This is a genomic window from Peribacillus sp. Bi134 (genome assembly GCF_918698065.1).
Lineage (GTDB): Bacteria > Bacillota > Bacilli > Bacillales > DSM-1321 > Peribacillus.
This window is the reverse complement of the sequence record NZ_CAKKLN010000005.1, coordinates 102,187-126,514: the sequence shown is the minus strand read 5'-3', so window position 1 is coordinate 126,514 and position 24,328 is coordinate 102,187. Positions and strand designations below refer to the sequence as shown.

General features: G+C 39.8%; 21 protein-coding genes, 1 pseudogene and 1 riboswitch. Of the genes and pseudogenes, 18 read left to right on the top strand and 4 right to left on the bottom strand.

Annotated features, from left to right (window positions below; all coding sequences use genetic code 11):
• Window positions 1-111: 111 nt before the first annotated feature.
• A pseudogene (locus LQ188_RS11840) lies at window positions 112-444 on the bottom strand (transposase); the annotation flags it as partial.
• A 659-nt stretch (window positions 445-1,103) separates the two neighbouring features.
• A riboswitch (purine riboswitch) is annotated at window positions 1,104-1,205 on the top strand.
• Between the two features lie 161 nt (window positions 1,206-1,366).
• Between LQ188_RS11840 and LQ188_RS11835 the strand changes: the two are divergent.
• The 10 genes from LQ188_RS11835 to LQ188_RS11785 all read left to right on the top strand — a co-directional run bounded on the left by LQ188_RS11835 (window position 1,367) and on the right by LQ188_RS11785 (window position 13,071).
• Entirely contained in the window at window positions 1,367-1,966 is a 600-nt protein-coding gene (locus LQ188_RS11835; protein WP_101222362.1) for a xanthine phosphoribosyltransferase, read from the top strand.
• A complete protein-coding gene (locus tag LQ188_RS11830; RefSeq protein WP_101222361.1) occupies window positions 1,959-3,272 on the top strand; it encodes a nucleobase:cation symporter-2 family protein in 1,314 nt (437 codons plus the stop codon). Before LQ188_RS11835 ends, LQ188_RS11830 begins: the two co-directional genes overlap by 8 nt.
• Window positions 3,273-4,256: 984 nt before the next feature.
• A complete protein-coding gene (locus tag LQ188_RS11820) occupies window positions 4,257-5,345 on the top strand; it encodes a 3-oxoacyl-[acyl-carrier-protein] synthase III C-terminal domain-containing protein (protein ID WP_230176927.1) in 1,089 nt (362 codons plus the stop codon).
• Window positions 5,345-5,875 carry an isoprenylcysteine carboxylmethyltransferase family protein gene (locus LQ188_RS11815; protein ID WP_230176926.1) on the top strand — a complete coding sequence of 177 codons (531 nt, stop codon included), beginning with the start codon at window positions 5,345-5,347 and terminating at the stop codon, window positions 5,873-5,875. Before LQ188_RS11820 ends, LQ188_RS11815 begins: the two co-directional genes overlap by 1 nt.
• Window positions 5,876-6,019: 144 nt before the next feature.
• The gene (locus LQ188_RS11810) at window positions 6,020-6,184 is read left to right on the top strand and encodes a hypothetical protein (protein WP_230176925.1); all 165 of its coding nucleotides are present in this window, start codon (window positions 6,020-6,022) and stop codon (window positions 6,182-6,184) included.
• A gap of 192 nt (window positions 6,185-6,376) precedes the next feature.
• Window positions 6,377-10,090, top strand: a complete 3,714-nt coding sequence (locus LQ188_RS11805) for a dynamin family protein (protein ID WP_230176924.1) — start codon at window positions 6,377-6,379, stop codon at window positions 10,088-10,090.
• Between the two features lie 15 nt (window positions 10,091-10,105).
• Complete coding sequence (locus tag LQ188_RS11800) at window positions 10,106-10,867, top strand: nucleotidyltransferase domain-containing protein (RefSeq protein WP_101222357.1); 762 nt, start codon at window positions 10,106-10,108, stop codon at window positions 10,865-10,867.
• A gap of 12 nt (window positions 10,868-10,879) precedes the next feature.
• A complete protein-coding gene (locus LQ188_RS11795; RefSeq protein ID WP_230176923.1) occupies window positions 10,880-11,707 on the top strand; it encodes a sulfurtransferase in 828 nt (275 codons plus the stop codon).
• Between the two features lie 85 nt (window positions 11,708-11,792).
• A complete protein-coding gene (locus tag LQ188_RS11790) occupies window positions 11,793-12,668 on the top strand; it encodes a 5'-3' exonuclease H3TH domain-containing protein (RefSeq protein WP_101223445.1) in 876 nt (291 codons plus the stop codon).
• A 121-nt stretch (window positions 12,669-12,789) separates the two neighbouring features.
• A complete protein-coding gene (locus LQ188_RS11785; RefSeq protein ID WP_230176922.1) occupies window positions 12,790-13,071 on the top strand; it encodes a DUF6123 family protein in 282 nt (93 codons plus the stop codon).
• Window positions 13,072-13,115: 44 nt separating this feature from the next.
• On the opposite strand, the gene LQ188_RS11780 is transcribed toward LQ188_RS11785, so the two are convergent.
• Entirely contained in the window at window positions 13,116-14,024 is a 909-nt protein-coding gene (locus LQ188_RS11780) for a DMT family transporter (protein WP_101222355.1), read from the bottom strand.
• Complete coding sequence (locus LQ188_RS11775; RefSeq protein WP_230176921.1) at window positions 14,008-14,421, bottom strand: reverse transcriptase-like protein; 414 nt, start codon at window positions 14,419-14,421, stop codon at window positions 14,008-14,010. Before LQ188_RS11775 ends, LQ188_RS11780 begins: the two co-directional genes overlap by 17 nt.
• A gap of 220 nt (window positions 14,422-14,641) precedes the next feature.
• Between LQ188_RS11775 and LQ188_RS11770 the strand changes: the two genes are divergently transcribed.
• The 3 genes from LQ188_RS11770 (at window position 14,642) to LQ188_RS11760 (ending at window position 16,561) form a co-directional block, all read left to right on the top strand.
• Window positions 14,642-15,313 (top strand): ribonuclease H family protein, encoded by a 672-nt coding sequence (locus LQ188_RS11770; RefSeq protein ID WP_230176920.1) that lies wholly within the window; start codon window positions 14,642-14,644, stop codon window positions 15,311-15,313.
• A gap of 5 nt (window positions 15,314-15,318) precedes the next feature.
• Window positions 15,319-15,504, top strand: coding sequence for a zinc-finger domain-containing protein (locus tag LQ188_RS11765; RefSeq protein WP_101222353.1), 186 nt, complete (start codon window positions 15,319-15,321; stop codon window positions 15,502-15,504).
• Window positions 15,505-15,583: 79 nt separating this feature from the next.
• Complete coding sequence (locus LQ188_RS11760; protein ID WP_230176919.1) at window positions 15,584-16,561, top strand: HD-GYP domain-containing protein; 978 nt, start codon at window positions 15,584-15,586, stop codon at window positions 16,559-16,561.
• Window positions 16,562-16,576: 15 nt separating this feature from the next.
• On the opposite strand, the gene LQ188_RS11755 is transcribed toward LQ188_RS11760, so the two are convergent.
• Complete coding sequence (locus LQ188_RS11755) at window positions 16,577-17,041, bottom strand: Rrf2 family transcriptional regulator (protein ID WP_101222351.1); 465 nt, start codon at window positions 17,039-17,041, stop codon at window positions 16,577-16,579.
• Window positions 17,042-17,211: 170 nt separating this feature from the next.
• On the opposite strand from LQ188_RS11755, the gene hmpA reads away from it, so the two are divergent.
• From hmpA to LQ188_RS11730, 5 genes are all read left to right on the top strand, one after another.
• A complete protein-coding gene (gene hmpA / locus LQ188_RS11750; protein ID WP_230176918.1) occupies window positions 17,212-18,420 on the top strand; it encodes an NO-inducible flavohemoprotein in 1,209 nt (402 codons plus the stop codon).
• A 334-nt stretch (window positions 18,421-18,754) separates the two neighbouring features.
• On the top strand, window positions 18,755-19,843 hold the full coding sequence (gene proB, locus LQ188_RS11745) for a glutamate 5-kinase (RefSeq protein ID WP_063593971.1): 1,089 nt from the start codon (window positions 18,755-18,757) through the stop codon (window positions 19,841-19,843).
• A gap of 35 nt (window positions 19,844-19,878) precedes the next feature.
• A complete protein-coding gene (locus LQ188_RS11740) occupies window positions 19,879-21,126 on the top strand; it encodes a glutamate-5-semialdehyde dehydrogenase (protein WP_230176917.1) in 1,248 nt (415 codons plus the stop codon).
• Between the two features lie 80 nt (window positions 21,127-21,206).
• Window positions 21,207-21,641 carry a general stress protein gene (locus tag LQ188_RS11735; RefSeq protein WP_230176916.1) on the top strand — a complete coding sequence of 145 codons (435 nt, stop codon included), beginning with the start codon at window positions 21,207-21,209 and terminating at the stop codon, window positions 21,639-21,641.
• A 660-nt stretch (window positions 21,642-22,301) separates the two neighbouring features.
• On the top strand, window positions 22,302-24,236 hold the full coding sequence (locus LQ188_RS11730) for a sigma 54-interacting transcriptional regulator (RefSeq protein WP_230176915.1): 1,935 nt from the start codon (window positions 22,302-22,304) through the stop codon (window positions 24,234-24,236).
• The last annotated feature ends 92 nt before the right edge of the window (window positions 24,237-24,328 follow it).

Genomic DNA, 24,328 nt, shown 5'->3' with positions numbered 1-24,328 from the left:
GGGTTCGGAATTAAAAATTCCGAAACCCCTTTTGAAATTCCCTTTAAATTTCCGCCTGAAATTAAGAGATTGGGGCTCTACAAGCCCACCAGGTTAGGCCATTTTTGGACCTTACCATGTCCAATTGGCCATCTTCTTTAAAATAACAGCAGCGAAAGTAAGCATCGCCTGCATTGACAATTTTTAAGTCCCCTTAAAGTAGTCCATTGAATACCATTCTTTTGCATTTGCGAATACACGCTCAATCGTTTCTTTACGTTTCGCATATATAGGTTTTACATCTTAATGATGACGCAGATGATCTGCTTCTTCCGCATATGTTTGCCAGATAGGCCGTGTCACCACTTTTTGATATTCTTTTGTACACGGTGATAAAGATGATGAGCATGTTGCACAGAGGTGTTTTGGTGATTTGTACTCACGATAGCCCTCTTTATATGTTGAATACATATCTTTCACCAAATCATAAATGAAAAAAAGTCAATGGCAGCCTCCATTTCACGAACCAAATGGTTCGCTGGCACTAGTTGATTTAAAGTAATCATTTTCATTTGATTTCGCTGAATAGAATCATGATAGAAAGCATCCTCATTCCCTCAAGTTTTATAAATTTAAAAACAATCAAGACTTTAAGCAAAAGGATTCTATTAAAAGTTAAAAAAAGTTGATTGGTGCGGGTGTGCGAGACTCTTGCGGGAAAAGCGAGTCCAGGGGAGACCCCGGAGGCACAAAGGCGACGAGGAGGCTCCCGGACCGTCCCCGGAAAGCGAGTGCCTGTAGAGGAAATCAACGGTCAAATTGTACAAACCATAAATAACTGTAGACAAACTCGATTTTAATCGAAGTTTGCCTACAGTCTGAGAAGGACTTGGGTTAAATCTCAAACCCTTCTTCTTTTTTTAGGGTCGCTACAAAAACGCATGGTATATACCAGTAAAATGGAAAATGGTGTTTTTTTTGATAGGAAATCCAAGTTATTTAGGTTTGGTGATTTCACAATTTTCTAATAATACGAATAATGATTTATTTTTTTAATTTAAAGTTCGGCTTTTTATCAAAAATTACTTTTCAAATAGAGCCAGCGTTGGTATAATTCAGATATTAATATAATATAATGTTTCACTCGTATAATAGCAGGGATATGGCCTGCAAGTTTCTACCGAATTACCGTAAATAATTCGACTATGGGTGAGTAATAGATCTTGTTGCGTAATGAAGGCTTTTGTTGATTCATTTTTCATTCATGCCCAAGAAGTATTGCTTCACTCCAAAAAAGTGCCGCAATATTTCTTGGGCTTTTTTATATGCCGGGAAATAATTGTGTGGTTTATGGGTCAATAAACATCCAAGATTGGGAGGAACCTTCATGCAACTTTTAAAGGAAAAAATCTTGTCCGAGGGTCAAGCTTTATCAGAAGATATTTTAAAGGTAGATTCATTCTTAAATCATCAAATGGATCCTATGCTAATGAAAGAAATTGGTAAAGAATTCGTTAAACGTTTCGAACACAAGGAAATCACGAAAGTGCTGACAATTGAATCATCAGGCATTGGTCCTGGTTTGATGGCTGCTTTGGAATTGGGAGTTCCGCTCATTTTTGCCCGTAAACGTAAATCACTTACTTTAACAAATGATTTAGTGACGGCTTCCGTTCATTCCTTTACAAAAAAAGAAACCAATACCATTACGGTTTCCAATAAATATATTGAAGCTGGAGATAAGGTCTTGATCATCGATGACTTCCTTGCGGTCGGACAGGCAGCCAGGGGCTTGGTGGAAATCTGTAAGCAGGTTGGAGCAGAAGTGGCCGGAATCGGCATCGTGATTGAAAAAGCATTTCAAAGTGGTGGTAAGGATCTTAGGGAACAAGGCTTCCAAGTGGAATCACTTGCGAGAATTGCTGAGTTGAAATTCGGTGAGATAACGTTCGCTGAGGAAAAGGAAGGAGCAGCCGTCAATGTCTAATCAATCACCATTAAAAGTTGCATCCTTAGGATTACAACATGTTCTCGCCATGTATGCCGGTGCCGTCGTCATTCCATTGATTGTCGGTGGGGCGCTGGAATTGACTGCAGCGCAGTTAACTTATTTAGTTTCGATAGACATTTTGATGTGTGGGATAGCAACTTTATTGCAAGTGTGGAAAAATAAATTCTTTGGAATTGGGCTTCCGGTCGTCCTAGGCTGCACATTTACAGCAGTTAGCCCGATGATTGCAATTGGTACGCAATATGGAATCAACTCCATTTATGGATCTATTTTGGCGTCGGGATTGATCGTCATTATCATTAGTAAGTTCTTCGGAAAACTGGCAAGGTTCTTCCCGCCCATTGTCACTGGATCGGTCGTTTTGATTATTGGCATTACGCTCATTCCTGTTGCCATCAACAACCTTGGTGGAGGCCAGGGAGCTGCTGATTTCGGAGACTTGAATAATGTAGCTCTTGGTTTTGGAACTTTGTTATTCATCATATTCATGTATAAATTCTCGACGGGATTCGTACGCTCCATTTCTATTTTATTGGGGCTGTTAGTCGGAACCTTTGCGGCCTTCTTCCTTGGAAAAGTGGATTTTAGCTCAGTGGTCAGTGCCAATTGGCTGCATATGCCACATTTTTTCTACTTTGGAACTCCGACATTTAACGTCACGGCAATCATTACAATGACATTGGTGGCGATCGTCAGCTTGGTGGAATCGACTGGTGTTTATTATGCCCTTGGTGAAATCACGGACAAAGAGATTTCAGAAGACGATCTAGCTCGCGGATATCGTTCTGAAGGACTTGCCATCATGATTGGCGGTTTGTTCAATTCGTTTCCTTATACAGCTTTTTCACAAAATGTCGGCTTGATTCAATTGTCAGGCATTAAAACAAGAAATGTCATATACACAACAGCCGGCATTCTCATTTTCATAGGTTTTGTTCCGAAAATCGGTGCATTCACGACTATTATCCCTTCATCCGTGCTTGGCGGTGCAATGGTTGCGATGTTCGGGATGGTAATTGCCGCTGGAATTAAGATGTTGAGCAAAGTGGACTTTGCTTCTCAAGAAAATTTATTGATCATCGCTTGTTCAGTAGGTATGGGACTTGGAGTGACGGTCGTTCCTGAGTTATTTGCGCAAATTCCGGAAAGCTTTCAAATCTTAACTGAAAACGGTATTGTAGCCGGAAGTTTGACAGCCATTTTCTTGAATATTGTCTTTAACATCGTCCCTACAAAAGGCAAAGTGAAGGAAACGCGTATTGAAGGTCAAAATGTAGCCTGAAAATAGTTTCGCTAAACTTGATAGATTCACCCATTAAATGCCCAAATTTCTCAGATGATGAGGATTTTGGGCATTTTTACATTTAGGCCGAATAATATCATTGATAATCAAATTGGCGTTTTGTCAGATAAAAGGAAACTCTCTTCACTTTTTGAATATATTGATAGTATATGTTCAGGAAAGTAGTGATAGGGATGGAGAAAAAATATTGTATTCATTGTCGGACCATTCTAAGCCAGGAGTATAGGTGCAGTGTGTGTGGAAAAGAGGAGTTTCAAAATATCATCATACAAGTGCAAAATCAATCTTCAGTAAAGAAGGAAGAATGAAAGTGCCCCCTTACCTAAAATCGGTAAGGGGGTTTTATTGTTTCGTGAATTACATTTCGATCATTAAGATGATAAGAAGGGTACCTACGCCTTTTTATGATATGGGTAACATGCATTTCGCCATAGCCCACAATGACGGTGGGCGGTGTAATATAAATCAATGGATTCTCTTCTGCTAAAGGGGCGGTAATATTACCGGCAATTATGTTGCCGAATTCTACTGCATAAGATCAAGCATTTCACCTTCTAACGGCATGCCAAACATACTTTCACCTATTTTACTCATGCATCCGTTAGTCCCCTCAATCATTATTCTCCCACGGATATCCCCTGTCATGCCAATAAGGACGCTATTGGGTTCCTGTTCGAAAGGCTGTCTTATAATGTAAGGCTTTTGAATGTCCAAAGAGAAAGGAATAAGGGACTACCGCCCTGGATGGTTCCATATAACAATTTTGTGATTATAGTGTTGATTTCCAATTTCATTCCCACTTGTATGGTTATGTTCTTTTATCGAATTTATAGTCTTTTTTTTCTATAAGAAAAAAAGAAAAAATATTATAAAATCCAGATAAATATAACCATTTAGCTATAAAGCATAATTGATATCCTGGTGGGTATATTAACCATATCATGAATAATTAGGGGTGGAATCATGCCGTATTTATTATCTGCATCACATGTAAAGCTGCCATATTTACTTTCACAGGAAAAAATCATGGAATTTTCGAGAGAAATATTTGGAACATCTTTTAAGAATATAGAACGGTTACTGAAGGCCTTTAAGAATGGACAAGTGGAGAATCGATATTTTTCAAATGATCTCGATTGGTTTAAAGAGGATCATTCTTTTGCCGAGCGGAATGATTTATATATACAGCAGGCAGTCAAGTTTGGGAAAGAAGCTATAGAAAAATGCTTAGCGAACACAGCATTTTTAAAAGAAGAACTGCCGGCAAACGAGTTAGATGCTTTCTTCTTTATCTCAAGCACGGGGATTGCGACCCCGACCATTGATGCCAGGATAATGAATGAACTTCCATTTAACCCGCATGCTAAAAGGATTCCGATTTGGGGGCTTGGCTGTGCAGGGGGAGCGAGTGGACTATCACGTGCTTTTGAATATTGCCAAGCATACCCGACTGCGAAGGTCATTGTTTTAAGCGTGGAGTTATGCAGTTTGACATTTCAAAGGAATGATATCTCCAAAAGCAATTTAATTGGGACTTCCTTATTTTCCGACGGAGTAAGCTGTGTTTTGGTTTGCGGTGATGAAGTGCCGAATGAACAGTTTTCAAAAAAAGTAAGACATTTGCAATTTTTGGATTCGCAATCGACGCTTATGCCGGATTCATTGGATGTCATGGGTTGGGATGTAAAAGATCAAGGGTTATACGTGATCTTTTCGAAAGATATCCCTACAATCATCAAGGATTGGCTTAAACCGAATGTTCAAGAGTTCTTAATGGAGAATGGATTCGATTTAAATGATATAAAAGATTTCATCGCTCATCCTGGAGGCAAGAAAGTAATTGATGCATATCACGAAGCTCTCGGGTTCGATGAAAGCATGACGGCAGAGTCAATGAGCGTATTGCGTGAATTTGGCAATATGTCATCAGCGACTATTTTGTATGTTCTGGAGAGGTTCATGCAGCGGGGCGGGAATAAAGGTGAGATGGGCCTGGCTGCTGCATTAGGGCCTGGGTTTTCATCTGAACTTGTGTTAATGAGGTGGAAGTGATGATCTTTGCCATTCTCATTATCTTGATCGCTATACAGCGCCTGGTTGAATTATATATCGCCAAACAAAATGAAAAACAGCTGAAAGCTGCAGGAGCAGTGGAATACGGTGAGTCCCATTACAGGTGGATGGTTCTAATGCATCTTAGTTTTTTTATTGTTCTCATTATTGAAGTGATCGTGCTTGAAAGGAATATGTCTGGACTTTGGCCAATTTGGCTGACCCTTTTTATAATTGCGCAGTCAGGCAGGATTTGGGTAATCCGTTCATTGGGAAAACATTGGAATACAAAAATCATAGTGGTTCCTGATGCCGATGTAGTCATTAAAGGTCCTTATAAATATTTCAAACATCCGAACTATATCATAGTCGCAACTGAGATTTTAGTTATTTCCTTATTATTCAATGCATATTATACTGCTATCATCTTTAGTTTATTGAATGTTTGGATGATGACGGTAAGAATCCCGCTGGAAGAGAAGGCATTAAAGGAACATACGGAATATTCTACGGTTTTTAAGGGAAAATAATAAATAAATTTAATTTCTTATTGAAAATGATTATCGTTCGTGATAAGATTCTAAATGAAGATGAAAATTATTCTCATTCGGATCTCGATAATTTTATTTAAATAACTAATAACTAAAAGCTAAACAATATATAAGAGGATGGTGTTGGTAATGGTTTGGGTATTCATTTTATTGACAATCGCTACATATGGTTTTGTGATGAAACATGTATTGAATAATATTCAAAAACCGGTAAAGGCATTAAAACCTTATACCGAGTCACCAATTGAAAACCGAGCTGCTTTTAACCCCACCCCTACAACCAGGTAAACATCCTGGTTTTTTTTTTGCATTCCAAGTCAATATGAATCAAACTGCATGAATCCACCAATCGGTGGTTTTTTTTTTGAACATGGACTGTAATGAATCATATAGTAAAAATAAAGCTGATGGTATGAATAACAAACGAAATCGTTTACAATAAGAATATCAAAATGACGATAGATTAAGGGGTATGGATTCATGATTCAAGAAACATTAAAGCAACAGTCCAAATTGGGGATTTTGACTGCCATGTATGAGAAATTTCAATCGGCAGGTGATACAGGCAATGCCGATAAACTGAAACAGTTAATCATGAAAGTGAATAAAGAGGAGTTCATCATTGCATTTTGCGGGCATTTTTCAGCGGGGAAATCCAGTATGATCAATTTTTTCCTTGGTGATCAAGTACTGCCTTCAAGTCCGATTCCAACGAGTGCAAATACGGTAAAAGTCCAAAAAGGCGAAGACTATGCCAAGGTCTATTACCATCATCAGCCACCAGTATTATTTCCTGCACCTTATGATTTTAAAGAGGTCAAGAAATTTGCCAAGGATGGAGACTCAGTATCGGCAATAACGATAAGCTCCAATGATTTTTCACTGCCGGATTCATGTGCGATCATGGATACTCCAGGAATTGATTCAACAGATGATGCACATAGAGTTTCTACGGAATCTGCCTTGCATCTAGCTGATGTCGTCTTCTATGTCATGGACTACAATCACGTCCAATCAGAGGTGAACTTCCTATTCACTAAAGAGCTGTTAGAGGCTGAAAAACCGACATACTTAATTATCAATATGATTGATAAGCATGATGAGAACGAGCTTAGCTTTCAAGACTTCAAGCTTTCCGTTTCTGAAGCATTTGCGAACTGGAATGTATATCCTGACGGGATTTTTTATACTTCCGTAAGAGACTTGAACAATAGTGAAAATGAAATAGAAGTGGTCAAGCAATTCATATATGAAATGGCTGGCAAAGGTCTAAATGATGGCAAAGATGCCATCATGCAATCTGCTAATGCCCTTGTCGAAAGGCATCTTAATTGGCTGAAGGAGCAGTATGAAGAGGAACATGCCGATGATTTTGAAGTATTGTCAGAACTTCCTCATGAAGAACGAGTACACCTGACGAATCAAGTGGACAGCCTATTGAAAGAAAAAAAATCATTAACGGGACGCATAGAGGACATCAAGGTCCAATACGCTGATGCATTAGAAACGATTTTGAAAGGTGCGTACATCATGCCCGCGGCAACACGGGACCTGGGTAAATCTTTCTTGGAATCGGCTCAGCCAGATTTTAAAATGGGTCTATTATTTGCCAAGAAAAAAACGGATGCCGAACGTGAGGCACGTATCAAGGCGTTCTTGAGCGATCTACAAGAAAAGGTAAAAACCCAGCTTGAATGGCATATTAAAGAATTAGCAGTTAAAATGCTTAATCAAGCGGAGATCCATGATTCAACACTTGAAGGTAAGGCTCAGGCACTTCAGATCGAGGTAACGGAATCTTACATAAAAAATTCTTTGAGGCCTCAAGTCGATATTACGGGTGAATACGTTTTAAACTATACGAATGATTTAGCATCAGCCATCAAAAAGAAAGCACGTGATGTATCTGAAGGATTTTTGAATGAAATGGTTACCGTTATGGAAGGAATAGTGGAACAGCAGTCTATATCCATCGATAAGGAGCTTGAAGGATATTCTGAATTTGCGGAAGCCCTTAAAGTTACTGCTGCGATGAACGCGGAAATCGTTTACCAAACGGAGCGTTTAGAGGCCATTGCCCATCAAACTGAATCATTAGCAGATGAGCGTGATATCGATATGCTGTTAACTCAATGGAATGAAGAGGAAAAAAATATTACGGTCAAAATCATGAAAACCGAAAAAGGAAGTAATTCAAGGTCCGTCAACGAACAACCTGAAAGTGATTATGATAAAGAAAACAAGGAAGCTGTACCTTCCGTGACAGTTTCTTCATCTGATGCTGCTGATTTACGCGGAAAAGAAAAGCTGATGGAGACTGCAGCGAGTTTACAACAGGCAGCCAAGCTTATACAACCTTTGAGAGGATTTCAATCACTTTATAAGGAATTGAAAGAGAAGGCAAATCGCTTGGAACAGCAGACGTTCACGGTTGCCCTCTTCGGTGCATTCAGTGCGGGCAAATCTTCCTTTGCCAATGCGTTGATGGGAGAAAGCGTTCTTCCTGTTTCACCAAATCCGACAACTGCCGCAATCAACAAAATCATGTCTTCGGACGCTGAGCATCCACATGGAACGGCAACCGTCAAATTAAAGACCGAAGCGATGCTGTTTGAAGATGTAAGCCTGGCCTTGGCAGCTTTTGATAAATCGGCAAAGACTCTAGATGAAGCCCTCCAACTAGCAGGGCAAATCATTGCGAAGGCGGGGGAAGTCGATAAGGGGAAGACTCATTTATCCTTTCTAAGGGCTTTTCATCAAGGGCTGCCAGAGTACCAAAATGATCTAGGAAATGTGGTTACGGTAGATCTTGAAGGATTTAAACGTTTTGCTGCAGAAGAGTCCAAGTCATGTCTTGTTGATCTGATTGAATTGCGTTATGACTGTGAAATGACAAAGCAGGGGATGGTCCTTGTTGACACGCCTGGGGCGGATTCGATAAATGCACGACATACAGGAGCAGCTTTCGAATATATTAAGAATTCGGATGCCATTCTTTTTGTGACCTATTATAATCACCCATTCTCACGGGCGGACAGGGAGTTCTTGATACAACTTGGACGTGTGAAAGATTCATTCGCTATGGATAAGATGTTTTTCATTGTCAATGCCGTCGATCTGGCTCAAACCACTGACGAATTGGACGAAGTGATGGATTATGTCACAGATCAATTGAATGGATTCGGAATCCGTTTTCCAAAACTGTTCCCGCTTACGAGTAAGGGAGCGTTGATGGAAAAACAAACGCCTGGTTCATTTAAGCATTCTTTCCTTCCTAATAGCGGAATTTCCGAATTCCAAGGCCAATTCGATTCTTTCATAGAAAACGATTTAACTGGACTTGCAATTGAATCGGCTCAAGCGGCTGTAAAAAGAACGGAAGAACTGCTACGAGATGTAATTACAGCTTCAAGGCAGGATGAGAAAGCGAAACGAAATGCCCTGGAAACCCTTTCTCAAGAGTCACAGTCCATTTCGGAACTCCTCTCAGTCATTAAAGGGGATGCAGAAAGGCAGCGTTTGAAAAAAGAAGTCGACGAATTGACCTTCTATAGTAAACAACGAGTCTTCTTCCGGTTTAATGATTTCTTTAAAGAATCGTTCAATCCGGCTGTTTTAAAAGATGATGGAGGCGATCTGAAAATTGTCCTCAAGCAATCGATGAAGAACTTATTGGATGCGTTAGGCTTTGACCTTGCCCAGGAAATGCGGGCAACGGCATTAAGGACGGAAATGTTCGTAAATAAATTACTGAATGAGAAACAAAGCAGTTTGCTTCAGCAAATGCAAAAAGTAAGAAGAACCCTTTCATTGCAGCCATATGAGCCTAATGAGAGGGAGTCCATTGAATTTACAGGAGCTTTTGCCCAATTGGATACGGGAGAATTCAAAAAGGAATTATCATTATTTAAAAATCCAAAATCTTTCTTTGAAAAAAATGAGAAAGCGAAAATGAGCGAAGGGCTTCAGAAGAGTTTGGATGAACCTGCCCTTATATATGTTAAAGAACAGGGTGAGCGGATTTTCGAAATGTATACTGAAGTCCTCGATCAAGAGTTACTTGCGATTCAAAAAGAGTTTAAAACGGAAATATCGGATATCTTTGCAGGCTTACGTGCAGCATTGGAGGAAACGGTCGATTTACCGTATTATGAAAATGCTGTAGCTGAATTGGCAAAAATGCATTCGAAATAGAAACGAGGTTCATTCATGAAAGAAAACCTTATTTCAAGATTGAGATACCTGGAAAAGAAAGAGGATATGACCATTTTGATGGCTGCTGTTACTGGCAGCCATTCTTTTGGTTTAGCATCCGGCCAATCTGATTATGATGTTCGATTTATATATGTTCATAATGATAAGCGATCATACCTCAGCTTAAGTCAGCCAGTTGAAGTCATTCAAATGAAAGAAGGCCAATTTGACATGGAAGGCTGGGATCTATTTAAAACATCACGTCTTACCTTAAAGAGTAATCCTGCTTTATTTGAATTATTTCAGTCGCAAATCAAGTTGATTATGCATCCGGATTATTATAGGAAGATGAATGGTTTGATAGCGGATTGCTATTCCAAAAAGGCACTGGGGCACCATTATTATCGGATGATGAGCGACAATCTTCAACAATTGACAAAAACAAAAGAATCCAAAAGAAAAGAACTAAAAATATGGGTACAAGTATGCCGTTCATATTTAATCTTGGAATATATCATCCAACGGGGTTCACTGCCACCTTTATCGGTATGGGAATTACTTGATTTGGTTTCAATTGATCAAGAATTGAAAACCGGGATGACCCGGATATTCAAGGCAAAACAAATGGAAGAATGTATAAGCAACAATGAAAGTGAAAAGAATCATTTGCTATTGGAAGGGAAATCACTTTCCTTAAAGAATGAGATAACTGGGCTACATCAAGGGAAGAGCATGGAAACGGAGCTTAATGAATTAATTTGGGCCATTTTGAAGTAGGGGGTTATACAGATGAGTTTAATAATCGAAAAAGAAGAGCTGTTGCCGTTGTTGAATTCCAATGATATCAGAATTTGTGACTGCCGCTTTCAGCTAGGCACTCCTGATGCAGGGTATAAGGCATACAAAAAAGACCATATTTCAGGCGCTGTTTATTTCGATCTAGAAAAGGACTTATCGGGTCAGGTTAAAAAACATGGAGGAAGACATCCTCTTCCTGACCTGGAAACCATTAAAGGTAAACTGGAATCAGATGGAATCACCAATGATACGGTACTCATTGCTTATGATGGCGGAGAAGGTTCTTTTGCTTCCAGGTTTGCTTGGCTGCTGAGCTACCTTGGACATAGGAAAGTTTTTGTTCTTAACGGGGGATATCGCGCCTGGAGGGATGCGGGCTATCCCATTGACTCGAATCAAACGAATTATGTGCCAGCTGAATATCATATCGATTTAAATGAGTCCGTTTTTGCTTCTTTCCAAACAGTAAAGAATTACACAATGAATAGGCCAGACGATGTCATTTTAATCGATTCAAGGGAATCTAAACGCTACGAGGGAATTGAGGAGCCGATTGATAAAAAAGCCGGCCATATACCTGGTGCCGTAAATAAGGTGTGGACGAACGTTCTGGAAAATGGCTATTTTAAAAAGAAGGAAGATCTTCAGTCGAATTTCACAGGCATCGGTAATGATAATGAAATCATTGTATACTGCGGTTCAGGTGTAACCGCATCACCAAATTATATCGCCCTGAAAGAAGCGGGTTTTAAAGATGTGAAGATTTATATTGGCAGTTTCAGTGACTGGATCTCCTATGATGATAATCCAATTGAATAATATTTTTTCCAATTAAACGATCCTTAAAAAAGGGGACGGTTATGTTAAAATGGAAGTACATCATGATAGAGGTGATAATGTGTTAATGAAAGAAAACGAGCAGCACCCTTCCTTTATGCTTGTCGATGGGATGGCGCTTTTATTTAGAGCTTTTTATGCAACGGCTGTTACTGGTCAATTCATGATTAACTCGAAAGGCATACCAACCAATGCCGTTCAAGGTTTTTTGAAGCATATGCTGACGGCGGTGAATCACTTTTCACCCAGTCATGTAGCGGTTTGTTGGGATATGGGCAGCAAGACCTTCAGAAATGAATTATTTGATGGATACAAGGCTAATCGATCAGAAGCTCCAGTCGAAATGATTCCTCAATTCGACCTGGCGAAAAAAGCGGTTGAAGCATTTGATATCCCTAACATAGGGCTCTCTGGATATGAGGCGGATGACTGTATCGGGACAATTGCCAAAGCATCTGCCCAAAATAGCCGTGTGGGTATATTGACTGGCGATCAAGATATGCTGCAGTTAATAGATGAAAACATTTCCGTACTTTTGTTAAAAAAAGGGTATGGTAACTATGAGGTGCATAATCCCGATAGCTTTTTTGAATGGAAAGGGATTACACCAAGACAAATGATCGATTTAAAAGCTTTAATGGGTGATACAGCTGATAACTATCCCGGAGTTAAAGGAATAGGGGAAAAGACAGCGTTGAAATTATTGATCCAGTATCAAAATATCGAAGGGATTCTTGAAAATGTTGCTTCATTGACGAATGGGCAGCGGGCTAAAATTGAATCCGCCGTCGATATGCTTCATTTATCCAGAAAGCTAGCAGAAATAAAATGTGATGTACCAATTTCATGTTCTTTGGACGATGCGGTCTATCAGTATGATCGCGAGAAGGTAAAAAATCTGGCTAATGATCATGAATTCAGGGCTTTACTGCGAATGATTTAATCAAACAAGCGGAGCTTCCCAATGGGTGCTCCGTTATTTTGTATGGTGATTTTTTTGTCGAAAAATGGATAGTCAAAATCTTTGATATACGGTAAGATGAAAATAAGGTATGAAGTATGGAGTGGATGCAGAATTGGCGAAGTCAACTGAAGAGTATGTTAGTTTTTTAGAGGGTAAGGGATTCACTTTTGGTAATGATGCTATTGGTTTTATTTATTTTGGTAAGCGCTACACGGATGCAAGTGATATTTTAGTCAATGCAGCAATAGAATTGACATTGAAGGTACAAAAGAATTTTGATGGCAGTTTTTATATTTCCTTTTTGGAAAACTTAAAACAAAATGGCATTGAAACGCGTAGTGCAGCGGTATCGTTTGCAAAAGAACAGGGGCTGCTTAAATAAATCGGACTTCGTAACTGGGAGTCCGATTTATTTAATTGGGCTTTTCAAGAAAACTCCTGTGTCACCGATTTCTTTTTCTTAACAGGCAGTTCAGCGAAAATCATTCCCAAGAAAATGAATGCGCAGCCGATGATGGAGGCGGTAGTCAATTTTTCCCCTATCAATATGTATGAGGATAACGCAGCAAAAACCGGTTCCATAGAAAAGATCAGCGCCACTCTTGTAGGTGTCGTATAAGCTTGGAAGAAGGTTTGTGCGAAAAAGGCGAACGCCGTGGCAAGGGCTGCAGTAACCAATAAAGCAGTCCATACATCCTTCTGTAACATGACCTCTGAGCTGAAGATTACGGAATGATTCTCGTTGAAAATGAAGGCTGAAACAAATGATAATAAAGATACGGTCGAAACCTGAATCAGCGTCAACGGTAAAGCGGGTAGGGTCTTGGCATATCTAGCGGTAGTAATGATCTGCATGGCAAAACTGATTGCGCATAAAAATACCAGTAAATCACCGATATTCAAATTGGAGCGGTCAGCGAAAGTCATTAGATAAAGCCCAATGGTTGCCGCTGCGACACCGATCAATGTATTGCGGGAAAGCCGATGTTTTAAAAGCAGCAAGGAAAAAACCGGTACCATGACGACACTTAATCCTGTTATGAAGCCTGTCTTTGCAGGAGTCGTATAATTCAATCCGATCGTTTGAAGCCCATATCCCAGAAAAAGCCAAACCCCAATATGAAACCCGGCTATAATGAGGCCTTTATTCCAAGTTTTCCCTTTTTTGTGTAAAGTCGATATATATGGAATGAGCAAGAAAACGAAGGCCATGAAGAAACGGACGGCATTAAACGTGAATGGGTCAAGAAATGACAGGGCGTTTTGAACCATGACAAAAGTCACGCCCCAGATGAATACAACGAATAATAACGAAAAATCAGCTGTCTTGTTCATGAATTTCCTCAGCCTTATTCATGCGAATGGCCCGTCTCGCCAATTCATCCGCGGACTTGTTTTCAAGGTTTGGAATCCATTTCATGAAAAATAATTCAAGCTCGTCGGAAAGCTTTAGCGCCCGTTCCAGCAATATCGCATACTTATTTTTTGCAAATCTTTTTTCAATGGCCTGGTTGATGGCTTGGGAGTCAGTACGGAAAGAAACGATTTGATACTTATTGGCTACACAAATTTCCAATGCTTTGATTAAAGCATGGTATTCCGCTTCATGGTTTTCCATATTTCCAAGCGGAAATGAATGCCTCTCGACCACACCGTTATTATTTATGAAAACACCTGCGCCGCTCGGCCCGGGATTGCCCGCACTGGCACCATCAATATACACTTCGATCAATATATGCTCCTCCTCGAGTTTAACTGTCAATATGCCTTTATAAAAAATGTTTCATATAAAATAAGATTGAAACATGAGAATTTCAGGCTGATATGGGAACTATAATTAAAAAGAGTGATTCAAATGCTTACAATATATTATAAAGGGTATGACGAAAAAAAGGTATGAAAATTGTAAGCTGTTCTGCATGAATGGTGAATGGATAAGGAGCTGGAAATCTTTGAAGGTAATTATGCAATGGACATATCATGCTTCAAAAAAACCATCTGCCGATTTCGTTTCAGATTGGCTTGATGCCGGGACTGCACTGGTCATTACGGAGGATCTTGAAAAGGCAGGAAGGCTGAAAGAAGTGGAATTCAAGGATGAATTCGATACAACATGGACGAAGAAAGAGCTAAAGAAACTCCTGACGGAAGTTGAGGAAGAGCCGCAGGATGTGACGGTTTTTTTTGATGGCGGTTTTCAAAAAGATGAAAGGGTGGCAGGACTCGGTGTAGCTATTTACTTTCGACAAGGTAAGAAGTTCTGGCGGTTACGCACCAACGTGAAATTGGACCAATTCGAATCCAATAATGAAGCGGAATATGCGGCATTTCATGAAGCGGTCAGTCAGATGGAAGAACTTGGGGTGCATCATCAAAGCTGTGTCTTTAAAGGGGATTCTCTCGTTGTCTTAAATCAACTTTCCGGTGAATGGCCCTGTATGGAAGAAAACTTAAATAAATGGCTGGACCGCATTGAAGCGAAACTGGATAAATTAAAGATCATTCCGGTCTGCAAACCAATTTCTCGGAAGGAAAACCAGGAAGCTGATCGCTTGGCAACACTTGCACTGCAGGGAAAAGCTATTTTCAGCAAAATAGAGATTGTTGAATCAAAGGAGCCATAACAACAATGAACAGGAAAAAAATATATGAAGAAGTGGAAGATGTTCTTGCTTCATTTTGCCAGGATTGTTTTTTGCGAAAGCATTTTCGAAAAGAGAAGGGGCGTACGTATGCCCATCAGTTTTGTATTTCAGAATGTACGGTTGGTGAAAAATTAAAACGCCTAGGCAATGAACTTAGTGACCGAACTTAAGTGCCAAAAAATTGTTTTCATTAAGACACAATGTCAGATATGGTATTATAGGTAAAAAATAGAGAAAAGTGTGAGAGCGATGAAAAATAGAAGAGGGAAGCTAATTAATAAAGCGAATCCGCCTCTTACCATACCTGAAATTGATTTCAAAATGGAAGAATTGAAAAAAGGTGAATCTAATCTAACTGAAGATCATGTACAACCTAAAGTAAAGATTCATGAAAGAATCAATAAAGCTTCTATTCAAATCAAAAACATCTTTCAAGATATACGTAATGAAGGAAAAATACAGCTTGAAAATGTTGAAGAGATTAAAGCGGAGGTAGCACCTGTCATTGCACAAGCTGCAAAGAATCCTGATGTTTATTACCTTTTCGAAGAGCTGCAAGCAAATAACGAGTACACGTATAAGCATAATATCGGTGTCGGAATAATTGCCACTTATCTAGGGATGAAGCTTGGATTATCGAAAGAAAACCTTTCAGCACTGACACTGGCAGCCACACTGCATGACGTGGGTAAAACAAGGATTCCGGATAGTATATTGGAAAAGCCGGGTAAACTGACTGCGGCAGAATATGAAGAAATGAAACGCCATGCCATTTATGGTTATGAATTACTTAAAAGTATCCCAGGAATCCCACCATCGATTGCATTAACAGCCCTTCAGCACCATGAACGGGAAGATGGAAAAGGCTATCCACATGGTCTGATGGGGAATGATATCCATCATCATTCGAAAATCGTCGCAATAGCCGATGTATTCCATGCGATGTCTTCAAATCGTGTATATCATCAGGCCATGCCGTTTTATAAGGTGATTGAGCAAATGAACAGCGATAAGTTCGGTAAATTCAATCCAGAGATACTGCTGGAGTTTGTAAACCGATTAATGTCCACTTTAGTCGGAAAAGAAGTCTCGCTTACCAATGGACGAAACGGGACGATCATCATGATCAATCCATACGATCCCCTTAAAGTCCTATTGAAAACGGGTTCAGGGATCATGGATTTGCGAATGGAAAAGGAATGGCAGATTGAACGTATCATCGGTTAATGAAAAAGAGCCCGATTATAAAAAATCGGGCTTTTCGTCATGCTGCTTAACTGAATCGAAATAAGTTTTGAGCATCACTTTATTTTCGCTGAAGTCTGCAATCGTATATTGATCAAGGACCTTTAAAAAAGCATCCAAGGCATTATTAAGGACAAATTTCAATGAACAAACGGGAGAAATCACACAGTTATCGTGATCTTTAAAACATTCCACTAAATAAAAATCTTCTTCAGTTCTCCGTACCAGTTCCCCTACATTTATTTCGGCGGGTGATTTTGCAAGCCGGAAACCGCCATTTCTTCCACGTATGGTCTCAATATAGCCTAATTTACCTAGATTATGAACAATCTTCATCAAGTGATTTTTAGACAGTTGATAAACTTCAGATATCTCTTTAATATTTGACAATTTGCTTTGGTCGTGGGAAGCCAGGTAAATCAACACTCTTAGTGAGTAATCGGAATAACTCGTCAACCTCATGTTTATCGCCTCACATTCTATCCCCATTAGACTATATCATAAATGTGAACATTTTATAAACATGAAAACTTATTATATAAAAAGATGTATAAAAAATATTGCTTTTAATGCATTTAAGTTCTAATATAAACATGTATTTAAAATACTTGTTTATGAAGAGGGGTTTACCTATGCTATCCCAGAAAACTATCGATGTTATCAAATCAACCGTACCCGTATTAGAAGTGCATGGTGCAACTATCACAACTGTATTCTATAAAAATCTTTTCGAAGCACATCCTGAATTGTTAAATGTCTTTAATCACGCCAATCAAAAAAAGGGGCGTCAGCAAACTGCACTTGCCAACACGGTTTTGGCAGCGGCTAAACATATAGATCAACTTGAAACAATCTTACCTGCCGTGAAGCAAATAGCACAAAAACACAGAAGTCTTGCTGTTAAAGCTGAGCATTATCCTATTGTTGGAGAATATCTATTAGGAGCAATCAAGGAAGTATTACAAGATTCGGCTACAGAAGAGATCCTCCAAGCTTGGGGAGAGGCCTATGGAGTCATTGCCGATGTTTTCATTAGCATTGAAAAGGAAATGTACGATCAAGCTTCCAATCAGGTCGGCGGATGGTCTGATTTCAAACGATTCACAGTGGTGGAAAAAGTACGGGAAAGTGACGTAATCACTTCCTTTTATTTAAAGCCATCAAATGGTGACAAGGTTCCAGCATTTCTTCCTGGACAATATATTACCGTTCGTATCGAGATACCGGGTGAACGCTATTTATTCAACCGTCAGTATAGTTTGTCTGATGTTCCGGGAAAAGATTACTTCCGGATTTCCGTTAAAAAAGAAAAGCCTGGAACCTCTCCAGATGGAAGGGTCTCTAACTACTTGCATGAATCCATTCAGATGGGTGACAGTATAGACGTAACGGCTCCTGCAGGTGATTTCACCATTGATTTGGGAAAACGAACTCCGGCAGTATTCTTGAGCGGAGGCGTTGGCATAACGCCTTTCATGAGTATGGTTCATGCAGTAGCTGAACAAACACCTGAGCGTGATGTCCAATTCATTCACGCATCCGATAAAGGCACTTTACAGCCGTTCAGAACGGAACTGACAGAACTAACGCACAAGCTTGCCAGTTATCATTTATCCTTTGTCTTTAAAAATCCGAGTGAGGATGATAAGAACCTGCCGAATTTTGCAAAGCAAGGGTATGTTGATAAGGAATTATTGAGCAGTATTGTTAAACCTGAGGCTGATTATTATGTGTGCGGCCCTGTGCCTTTCATGAAGGCCATCATCACTTACCTGAAAGAGCTTGGGGTAGATACGGATAAAATTCACTATGAATTCTTCGGCCCAGCCATGGCGCTATAAGGTTCATTCATCGAAGGAATGTTATTGACATCAAGAAGATAATTTTGCATACTATATTAAAACAATGAACGTTGAGAGAAGATTAGTATGCGAGAATCACTGTGACAGAGAGCGGCGTCAATTGCTGGAAGGCCCGCGACAGGAATGCGCAGAACCTGCTTCTTGAGTCCTATGCAAAACATAGGCGCAAATCCTGGCGTTATCAGGCAAAGTGGAATGCATGAATTTGCATTCAATGAAGGTGGTACCACGGAGAGCAGCCCTTTTCGTCCTTATTTCGAGGATGAAAAGGGCTTTTTTTCATGTCTTAGATATTTATTGGAGGAAGTAATCGATGGAAAAGAAACGCATCGTTGTAAAGATAGGAAGTAGTTCTTTGACCAACACACAAGGTGAAATCGACCAGAATAAATTTTCCGATCATATCCAGGCAGTGGCAGCTTTAAGGAAAGCCGGACATGAAGTTGTCCTTGTTTCATCAGGTGCTGTAGCGACAGGTTTTCGCAAGCTTGGCTACCCGACGAGACCTGTCACTCTCAAAGGAAAACAAGCTGCTGCAGCTGTAGGTCAAAGCCTATTGATTCAATCGTATATGGAACAATTGGGGCATTTTGGAATCGTTCCGGCGCAGATTTTATTAACAAGGAAAGATTTCTCGAAAAAAGATAGATATAAAAATGCATATGCCACATTGATGGAATTGCTTGAACGCGGCATCCTTCCGATCATAAATGAAAATGATACAGTATCGGTCGAGGAGTTGACTTTTGGTGATAATGATATGCTATCCGCCTTAGTAAGCGGCCTGGTCCACGCGTCCAACTTGATCATATTAACGGACATTAATGGGCTTTATGATTCCAATCCACAGACAAATCCAGGGGCTAAACGATTTGATAAGCTATCCGAAATAACGGATGATTTATTGCAAATGGCAGAAGGTGCAGGTTCCAATGTCGGAACCGGTGGGATGAAATCGAAGCTGATTGCAGCGCAAACTGCATTGTCTCTAGGGGTGAAAGTATTCATCGGTTCTGGTTTGGGGAGTGATAAACTTCTAACAATCCTTGAAGGCAATGGTGATGGCACGTATATTGGGAATGATCTCTTGACGACGGTAACGAAAAACAAACAATGGATATCACTTCATTCAAAAGTATCCGGGAAAATTTTCGTTGATGAAGGTGCCGAAAGGGCCTTAGTTTCAAATGGCAGCAGTCTGCTGCCAGCTGGAATTTATGAAATTAAAGGAGTCTTCAATAAGGGTGATGTTGTCGAAGTCTTTGGTGCAAATGGGTTATTAGGGCGGGGTGAGGTCCTTTATTCCGACGAAGAATTAAAACAGGCGATGGGAAAGAGGACATCCGAGCTTATAATCACTTCCATAGAAGTTATCCATCGCGATAAATGGGTGAAAGCATAAAAAATAAATTTCAAGAAAAAAGGGGGAATTTGGAAATGAGTGAAGTGACGGCGAAAGGAAAGGCAGCCAAAAAAGCCAGTTATCAGCTAATCGGTTTGAGTACGGAAAAGAAGAATGAGGCACTTGGAAAAATTGCTAAACAACTTATTATCGATAAAGATTTTTTGATAAAGGAAAACCAAAAGGATCTGGAAGATGGCAGGAAAAAAGGTCTCAGCGAGTCTATATTAGATCGAATTATGTTGAATGTTAACCGTATTGATGACATGGCAGCGGCCATTATGCTTTTAATCGATTTAAATGATCCGATTGGGGAACGATTGGAGACGATCAAAAAAGAGAATGGTTTATTGATTAAAAAGCAACGGGTGCCGATCGGGGTAATCGGAATGATTTATGAAGCAAGGCCTAACGTGACCATCGATGCAGCTACATTATCCTTGAAAACGGGGAATGCTGTCATCTTAAGAGGCAGCTCTTCAGCTAAATACTCCAATATGGCACTAGTCTCTTCCATTCATAAAGCATTGGAGAATACGGAAATCCCTGTAGAAGCTGTTCAGTTGATCGAGGATACAAGTCGTGAAACCGCTAAGGAACTTTTTCATCTTAATGAGTATTTAGATGTTTTGATTCCCCGCGGCGGAAAGAATTTAATTGAAACGGTCATTAAGGAGTCCACTGTTCCCGTCCTTGAGACAGGTGCAGGCAATTGCCATATCTTCATCGATCAGACCGCAGATATCACGATGGTCGAGAAAATTGTCTTAAACGGTAAAACTCAGCGCCCATCCGTATGCAATGCTATTGAGGGGCTTCTAATCCATGAAGAATGGTTTAAAGAAAATGGAGTGCGTATTCTGGAACTCCTGGACGAAAAGGGTATTGAATTATATGGAGATGAAGCGGTTTGCAGCTCCTTTCCGAGAGCGAAAACGGCTACGGAGGAAGATTGGTCAACTGAGTACCTGGCTTTAAAACTCAGCGTGAAAACTGTAAAAGGTGTATCCGATGCCATTGATCACATAAACCGGTACGGTTCCAAGCATTCTGAGGCAATCCTAACGAGGGATGAACAAAATGCTTACGCATTTTTGAATAAAGTAGATGCCGCAGCAGTTTATCACAATGCTTCCACCCGTTTTACAGACGGCTTTGAATTCGGTTATGGCGCAGAAATCGGCATTTCCACACAAAAGCTGCATGCACGTGGACCAATGGGGTTACCGGCCTTAACATCAAGCAAGTACTTCATATACGGCCAGGGGCAAATCCGGGAATGAAATTCATTTCTTTCATGGAAGGTTATTAAACCTCAATTAAGGGTATTGTACAATACATTACTTTTAAAGGAGCAGATACCATGGACAAGAGGTTTATAGCAATATATGATAATGAAAATGAAGCGACTTCAGCAGTCAAAAATTTAAAGGAACAAGGATATACATCCGATCAAATATCATTAGTGGCAAAAAACATCGATAAATTACCAACTGAAGCCGAGGAAGTCAGCCCGGCAAAAACTGATGGATTAGTAGCTGGGGCAGCAGCCGGCGGAGCTGTCGGGTTGACAGGCCTGCTTATTGGAATGAGTGCATTAGCCGTACCAGGAATTGGTCCGATATTGGCAGCGGGTCCGATTTTCACCACATTTGGCGGAGCCGCAGCCGGGGCAGCATCGGGAGCAGGCGGATTGAGGAAGCCATTATTGGATCTTGGGCTGGAGGAAGCCGAAGTCGATCAATATATGGAGGATATTAAAGCAGGGAAAATCCTTGTCATAGCCGATCCTTTTTAAGTTCGCAAGTAAAACCACCTTGAATGAACAGACTTATGATGTTTGAGAACTAAACTCCATAAAAACTCAAAATTAAACAGCTCTTATTTATTTAAAAACCCCGTTCAGAATTCTTGAACGGGGTTAATCTTTTTGTAGGCTAATTTTATTGTCACTAACGATAAAATCAAAAGGAATTCCACATTGGTATGAAGAATAAAGGAATATAGTCCTATTAGCGAGAAAGGGAGGGGGATTATGGTGAAAAAGCAGAAGCCGATGCCACTTTAAGAAATTATAGATATTTTATATATGATGATTTTCCCCTTGAGAATCATTATACTGATTATAATGTTAAAAAGCGTTTTCCAGTGATGAAAAGCAAGTTTTATTGAGAAGAATTGAATGACCATTCTTATTGTGATATTTAATACCAATCGAAATCCTTGTGATGAAAAAACCCACGATAACAGGGTTTTTTATTTTTAAAAGTGAAAGATGGAATATCTTGATAAAATGGGGAATTAATCTCATGCGTACTTAAGGCATTAACTTTTCATATTCTGGCTTTGAAAAACTTTACGGCATTCTTAGCTAACTCGAACTATCAAGACCTTGTATGACCAGGGCTTTGAGCTTTATCCAATAAAGCAAAATGATTTTAGGTTGGAGGTGGGTGTTTTGATAAAAATAAAACTCGTTGTTCCTCGAAAAGGGTATATTACGGACGCCTTTGAAAGATTTGAGGAATTCAACAAGTTGGAAGCATCGGAAAACAATGATAACGGATCGGTGAAGTTTGTATTAGAGGAGGTAGTTGAGGATGCCGATAAGATTGGAAAGCTGAAGCTTGATGCTGATGTAATCATCTCAAGGGGGTTAATCACGAAACTTTTAAAAGAAAGCAATGAATTCATTCCAATCGTTGATATACCAGTGCAGGGTATCGATCTCATTCGTTCCCTGTATGATTGCAAGGCTCGTTTTGGCAGTAAAAAAGTGGCTGTCATAGGTGCGTTAAATATGATTTATGGTGTTGAAAACCTTTCGGATATCGTTGATTTGCCAATTCAATCCTATATATTAAATGATATCGAGTCCTCAGTCAGTTTAGTGGATTTAGCAGCCAGAGATGGCTGTGAGGTTGTGTTAAGTGGTTTAAGTACATGTAAATATGCCGAAGAAATAGGGTTGGGAGCCATTCTGGTTGATACTGGAAAGGAATCATTTCGGCAGGCGTTGATTGAGGCGAAACGAGTAGCTCTTGTCAGCAGAAGGGAACAGGAGAAGACCAAGCGTTACCAAACGATTCTTAATTATGCCTATGAAGGGGTTATTGCTATAGATTTAAAGGGACAAATATCCGTATTTAATACGGCGGCTCAGGAGATTTTGTCCATTGCCAAGGGGAGCTTAATTGGAAATTCCATATACGATATAATAAAGCCCGGGAAATTTCGTAATATGCTTTTAAGCGATGATGAATACGAAAAAGATACGGTTGCTTACCAATCCATTCAATTATCGGTAAAAAAAGTCGGGATATTTTTAAAAGGTAAAAAAGTGGGGGATATGGTCGCCTTTCAAGATGTTACCCGCATTCAGGAGATGGAAGGGAAGTTCTTTAGAAAGCTTCATTCACGCGGACATGTGGCGAAGTACACATTTGATGATATATTGTATCGGAGTTCGGAAATCAAGAGGACGATTGAAACGGCTCAACGTTATAGTGAAGTAGATTCAAACATTCTTATAATTGGAGAAACTGGAACGGGCAAGGAAATATTCGCCCAAAGCATACATAATCATAGCAACCGTAAAAATAACCCGTTTGTAGCCATTAATTGCGCAGCCCTTCCCGAAAATCTATTGGAAAGTGAGCTTTTCGGATATGCAGAAGGAGCTTTCACGGGAGCCATGAAAGGCGGAAAGCAAGGATTTTTTGAACTGGCCCATAGAGGTACGATTTTTTTAGATGAAATCGGAGAAATCTCCCCAAAAATGCAAAGCCGGCTGCTACGTGTCCTGCAGGAGCGGGAAATCATGCGCATCGGTGATGATAAAGTAATTCCGGTTGATGTGAGAATTGTGTCGGCAACGAACAAAGACCTCATGCAAATGGTAAAAAGTAATGACTTTCGGGAGGATCTGTATTATCGCTTGAGTGTGCTGGACCTTGTATTGCCTCCGCTTCGGGAACGCAGAGAAGATATTCCGTTATTGGTGAATGCCTTTATTCGGAAAGGTCATTCGGAACAAAAACAAATCAAGATCACGGATAGTGCCATGAAAAAGCTAAGTGAAGGGAATTGGGAGGGGAATATTCGCCAATTGCAAAATTTTTGTGAGCGATTATGTGCTCTTTATAAGAACAAATTAATTGATGTGTACGATATCGAAATGTATTTTCCGAATAGAGTTAAAAAGAAAATACCGCTGTCGCAACAAGACGGAGAGAGAGATATGTCACCCGGAATACATTTATCCGAGCGTGAAAGAATTGTTCAAACGTTAACGAAGGTTAATTTTAATAAAGGAAAAGCCGCCTTTGAGTTAGGCATGAGTCGCACGACATTATGGAGAAAGATGAAAAGCTTGAAGATTGAAACAAATTGAAACGTATTGAAACAAATTAATTCATTATGAAACAAATTGTTTACTTTATTTATCTCTTAATTTGAGGACTAATTGGCTTCTTTCTTGAATAA

What these genes read in the sequence shown, in the direction of transcription:
- LQ188_RS11835 (WP_101222362.1), top strand. Translation starts at nt 1,367, where the DNA reads ATGCAACTTTTAAAGGAAAAAATCTTGTCCGAGGGTCAAGCTTTATCA.
- LQ188_RS11830 (WP_101222361.1), top strand. Translation starts at nt 1,959, where the DNA reads ATGTCTAATCAATCACCATTAAAAGTTGCATCCTTAGGATTACAACAT.
- LQ188_RS11820 (WP_230176927.1), top strand. Translation starts at nt 4,257, where the DNA reads ATGCCGTATTTATTATCTGCATCACATGTAAAGCTGCCATATTTACTT.
- LQ188_RS11815 (WP_230176926.1), top strand. Translation starts at nt 5,345, where the DNA reads ATGATCTTTGCCATTCTCATTATCTTGATCGCTATACAGCGCCTGGTT.
- LQ188_RS11805 (WP_230176924.1), top strand. Translation starts at nt 6,377, where the DNA reads ATGATTCAAGAAACATTAAAGCAACAGTCCAAATTGGGGATTTTGACT.
- LQ188_RS11800 (WP_101222357.1), top strand. Translation starts at nt 10,106, where the DNA reads ATGAAAGAAAACCTTATTTCAAGATTGAGATACCTGGAAAAGAAAGAG.
- LQ188_RS11795 (WP_230176923.1), top strand. Translation starts at nt 10,880, where the DNA reads ATGAGTTTAATAATCGAAAAAGAAGAGCTGTTGCCGTTGTTGAATTCC.
- LQ188_RS11790 (WP_101223445.1), top strand. Translation starts at nt 11,793, where the DNA reads ATGAAAGAAAACGAGCAGCACCCTTCCTTTATGCTTGTCGATGGGATG.
- LQ188_RS11780 (WP_101222355.1), bottom strand. Translation starts at nt 14,024, where the DNA reads ATGAACAAGACAGCTGATTTTTCGTTATTATTCGTTGTATTCATCTGG.
- LQ188_RS11765 (WP_101222353.1), top strand. Translation starts at nt 15,319, where the DNA reads ATGAACAGGAAAAAAATATATGAAGAAGTGGAAGATGTTCTTGCTTCA.
- LQ188_RS11760 (WP_230176919.1), top strand. Translation starts at nt 15,584, where the DNA reads ATGAAAAATAGAAGAGGGAAGCTAATTAATAAAGCGAATCCGCCTCTT.
- LQ188_RS11755 (WP_101222351.1), bottom strand. Translation starts at nt 17,041, where the DNA reads ATGAGGTTGACGAGTTATTCCGATTACTCACTAAGAGTGTTGATTTAC.
- hmpA (WP_230176918.1), top strand. Translation starts at nt 17,212, where the DNA reads ATGCTATCCCAGAAAACTATCGATGTTATCAAATCAACCGTACCCGTA.
- proB (WP_063593971.1), top strand. Translation starts at nt 18,755, where the DNA reads ATGGAAAAGAAACGCATCGTTGTAAAGATAGGAAGTAGTTCTTTGACC.
- LQ188_RS11740 (WP_230176917.1), top strand. Translation starts at nt 19,879, where the DNA reads ATGAGTGAAGTGACGGCGAAAGGAAAGGCAGCCAAAAAAGCCAGTTAT.
- LQ188_RS11735 (WP_230176916.1), top strand. Translation starts at nt 21,207, where the DNA reads ATGGACAAGAGGTTTATAGCAATATATGATAATGAAAATGAAGCGACT.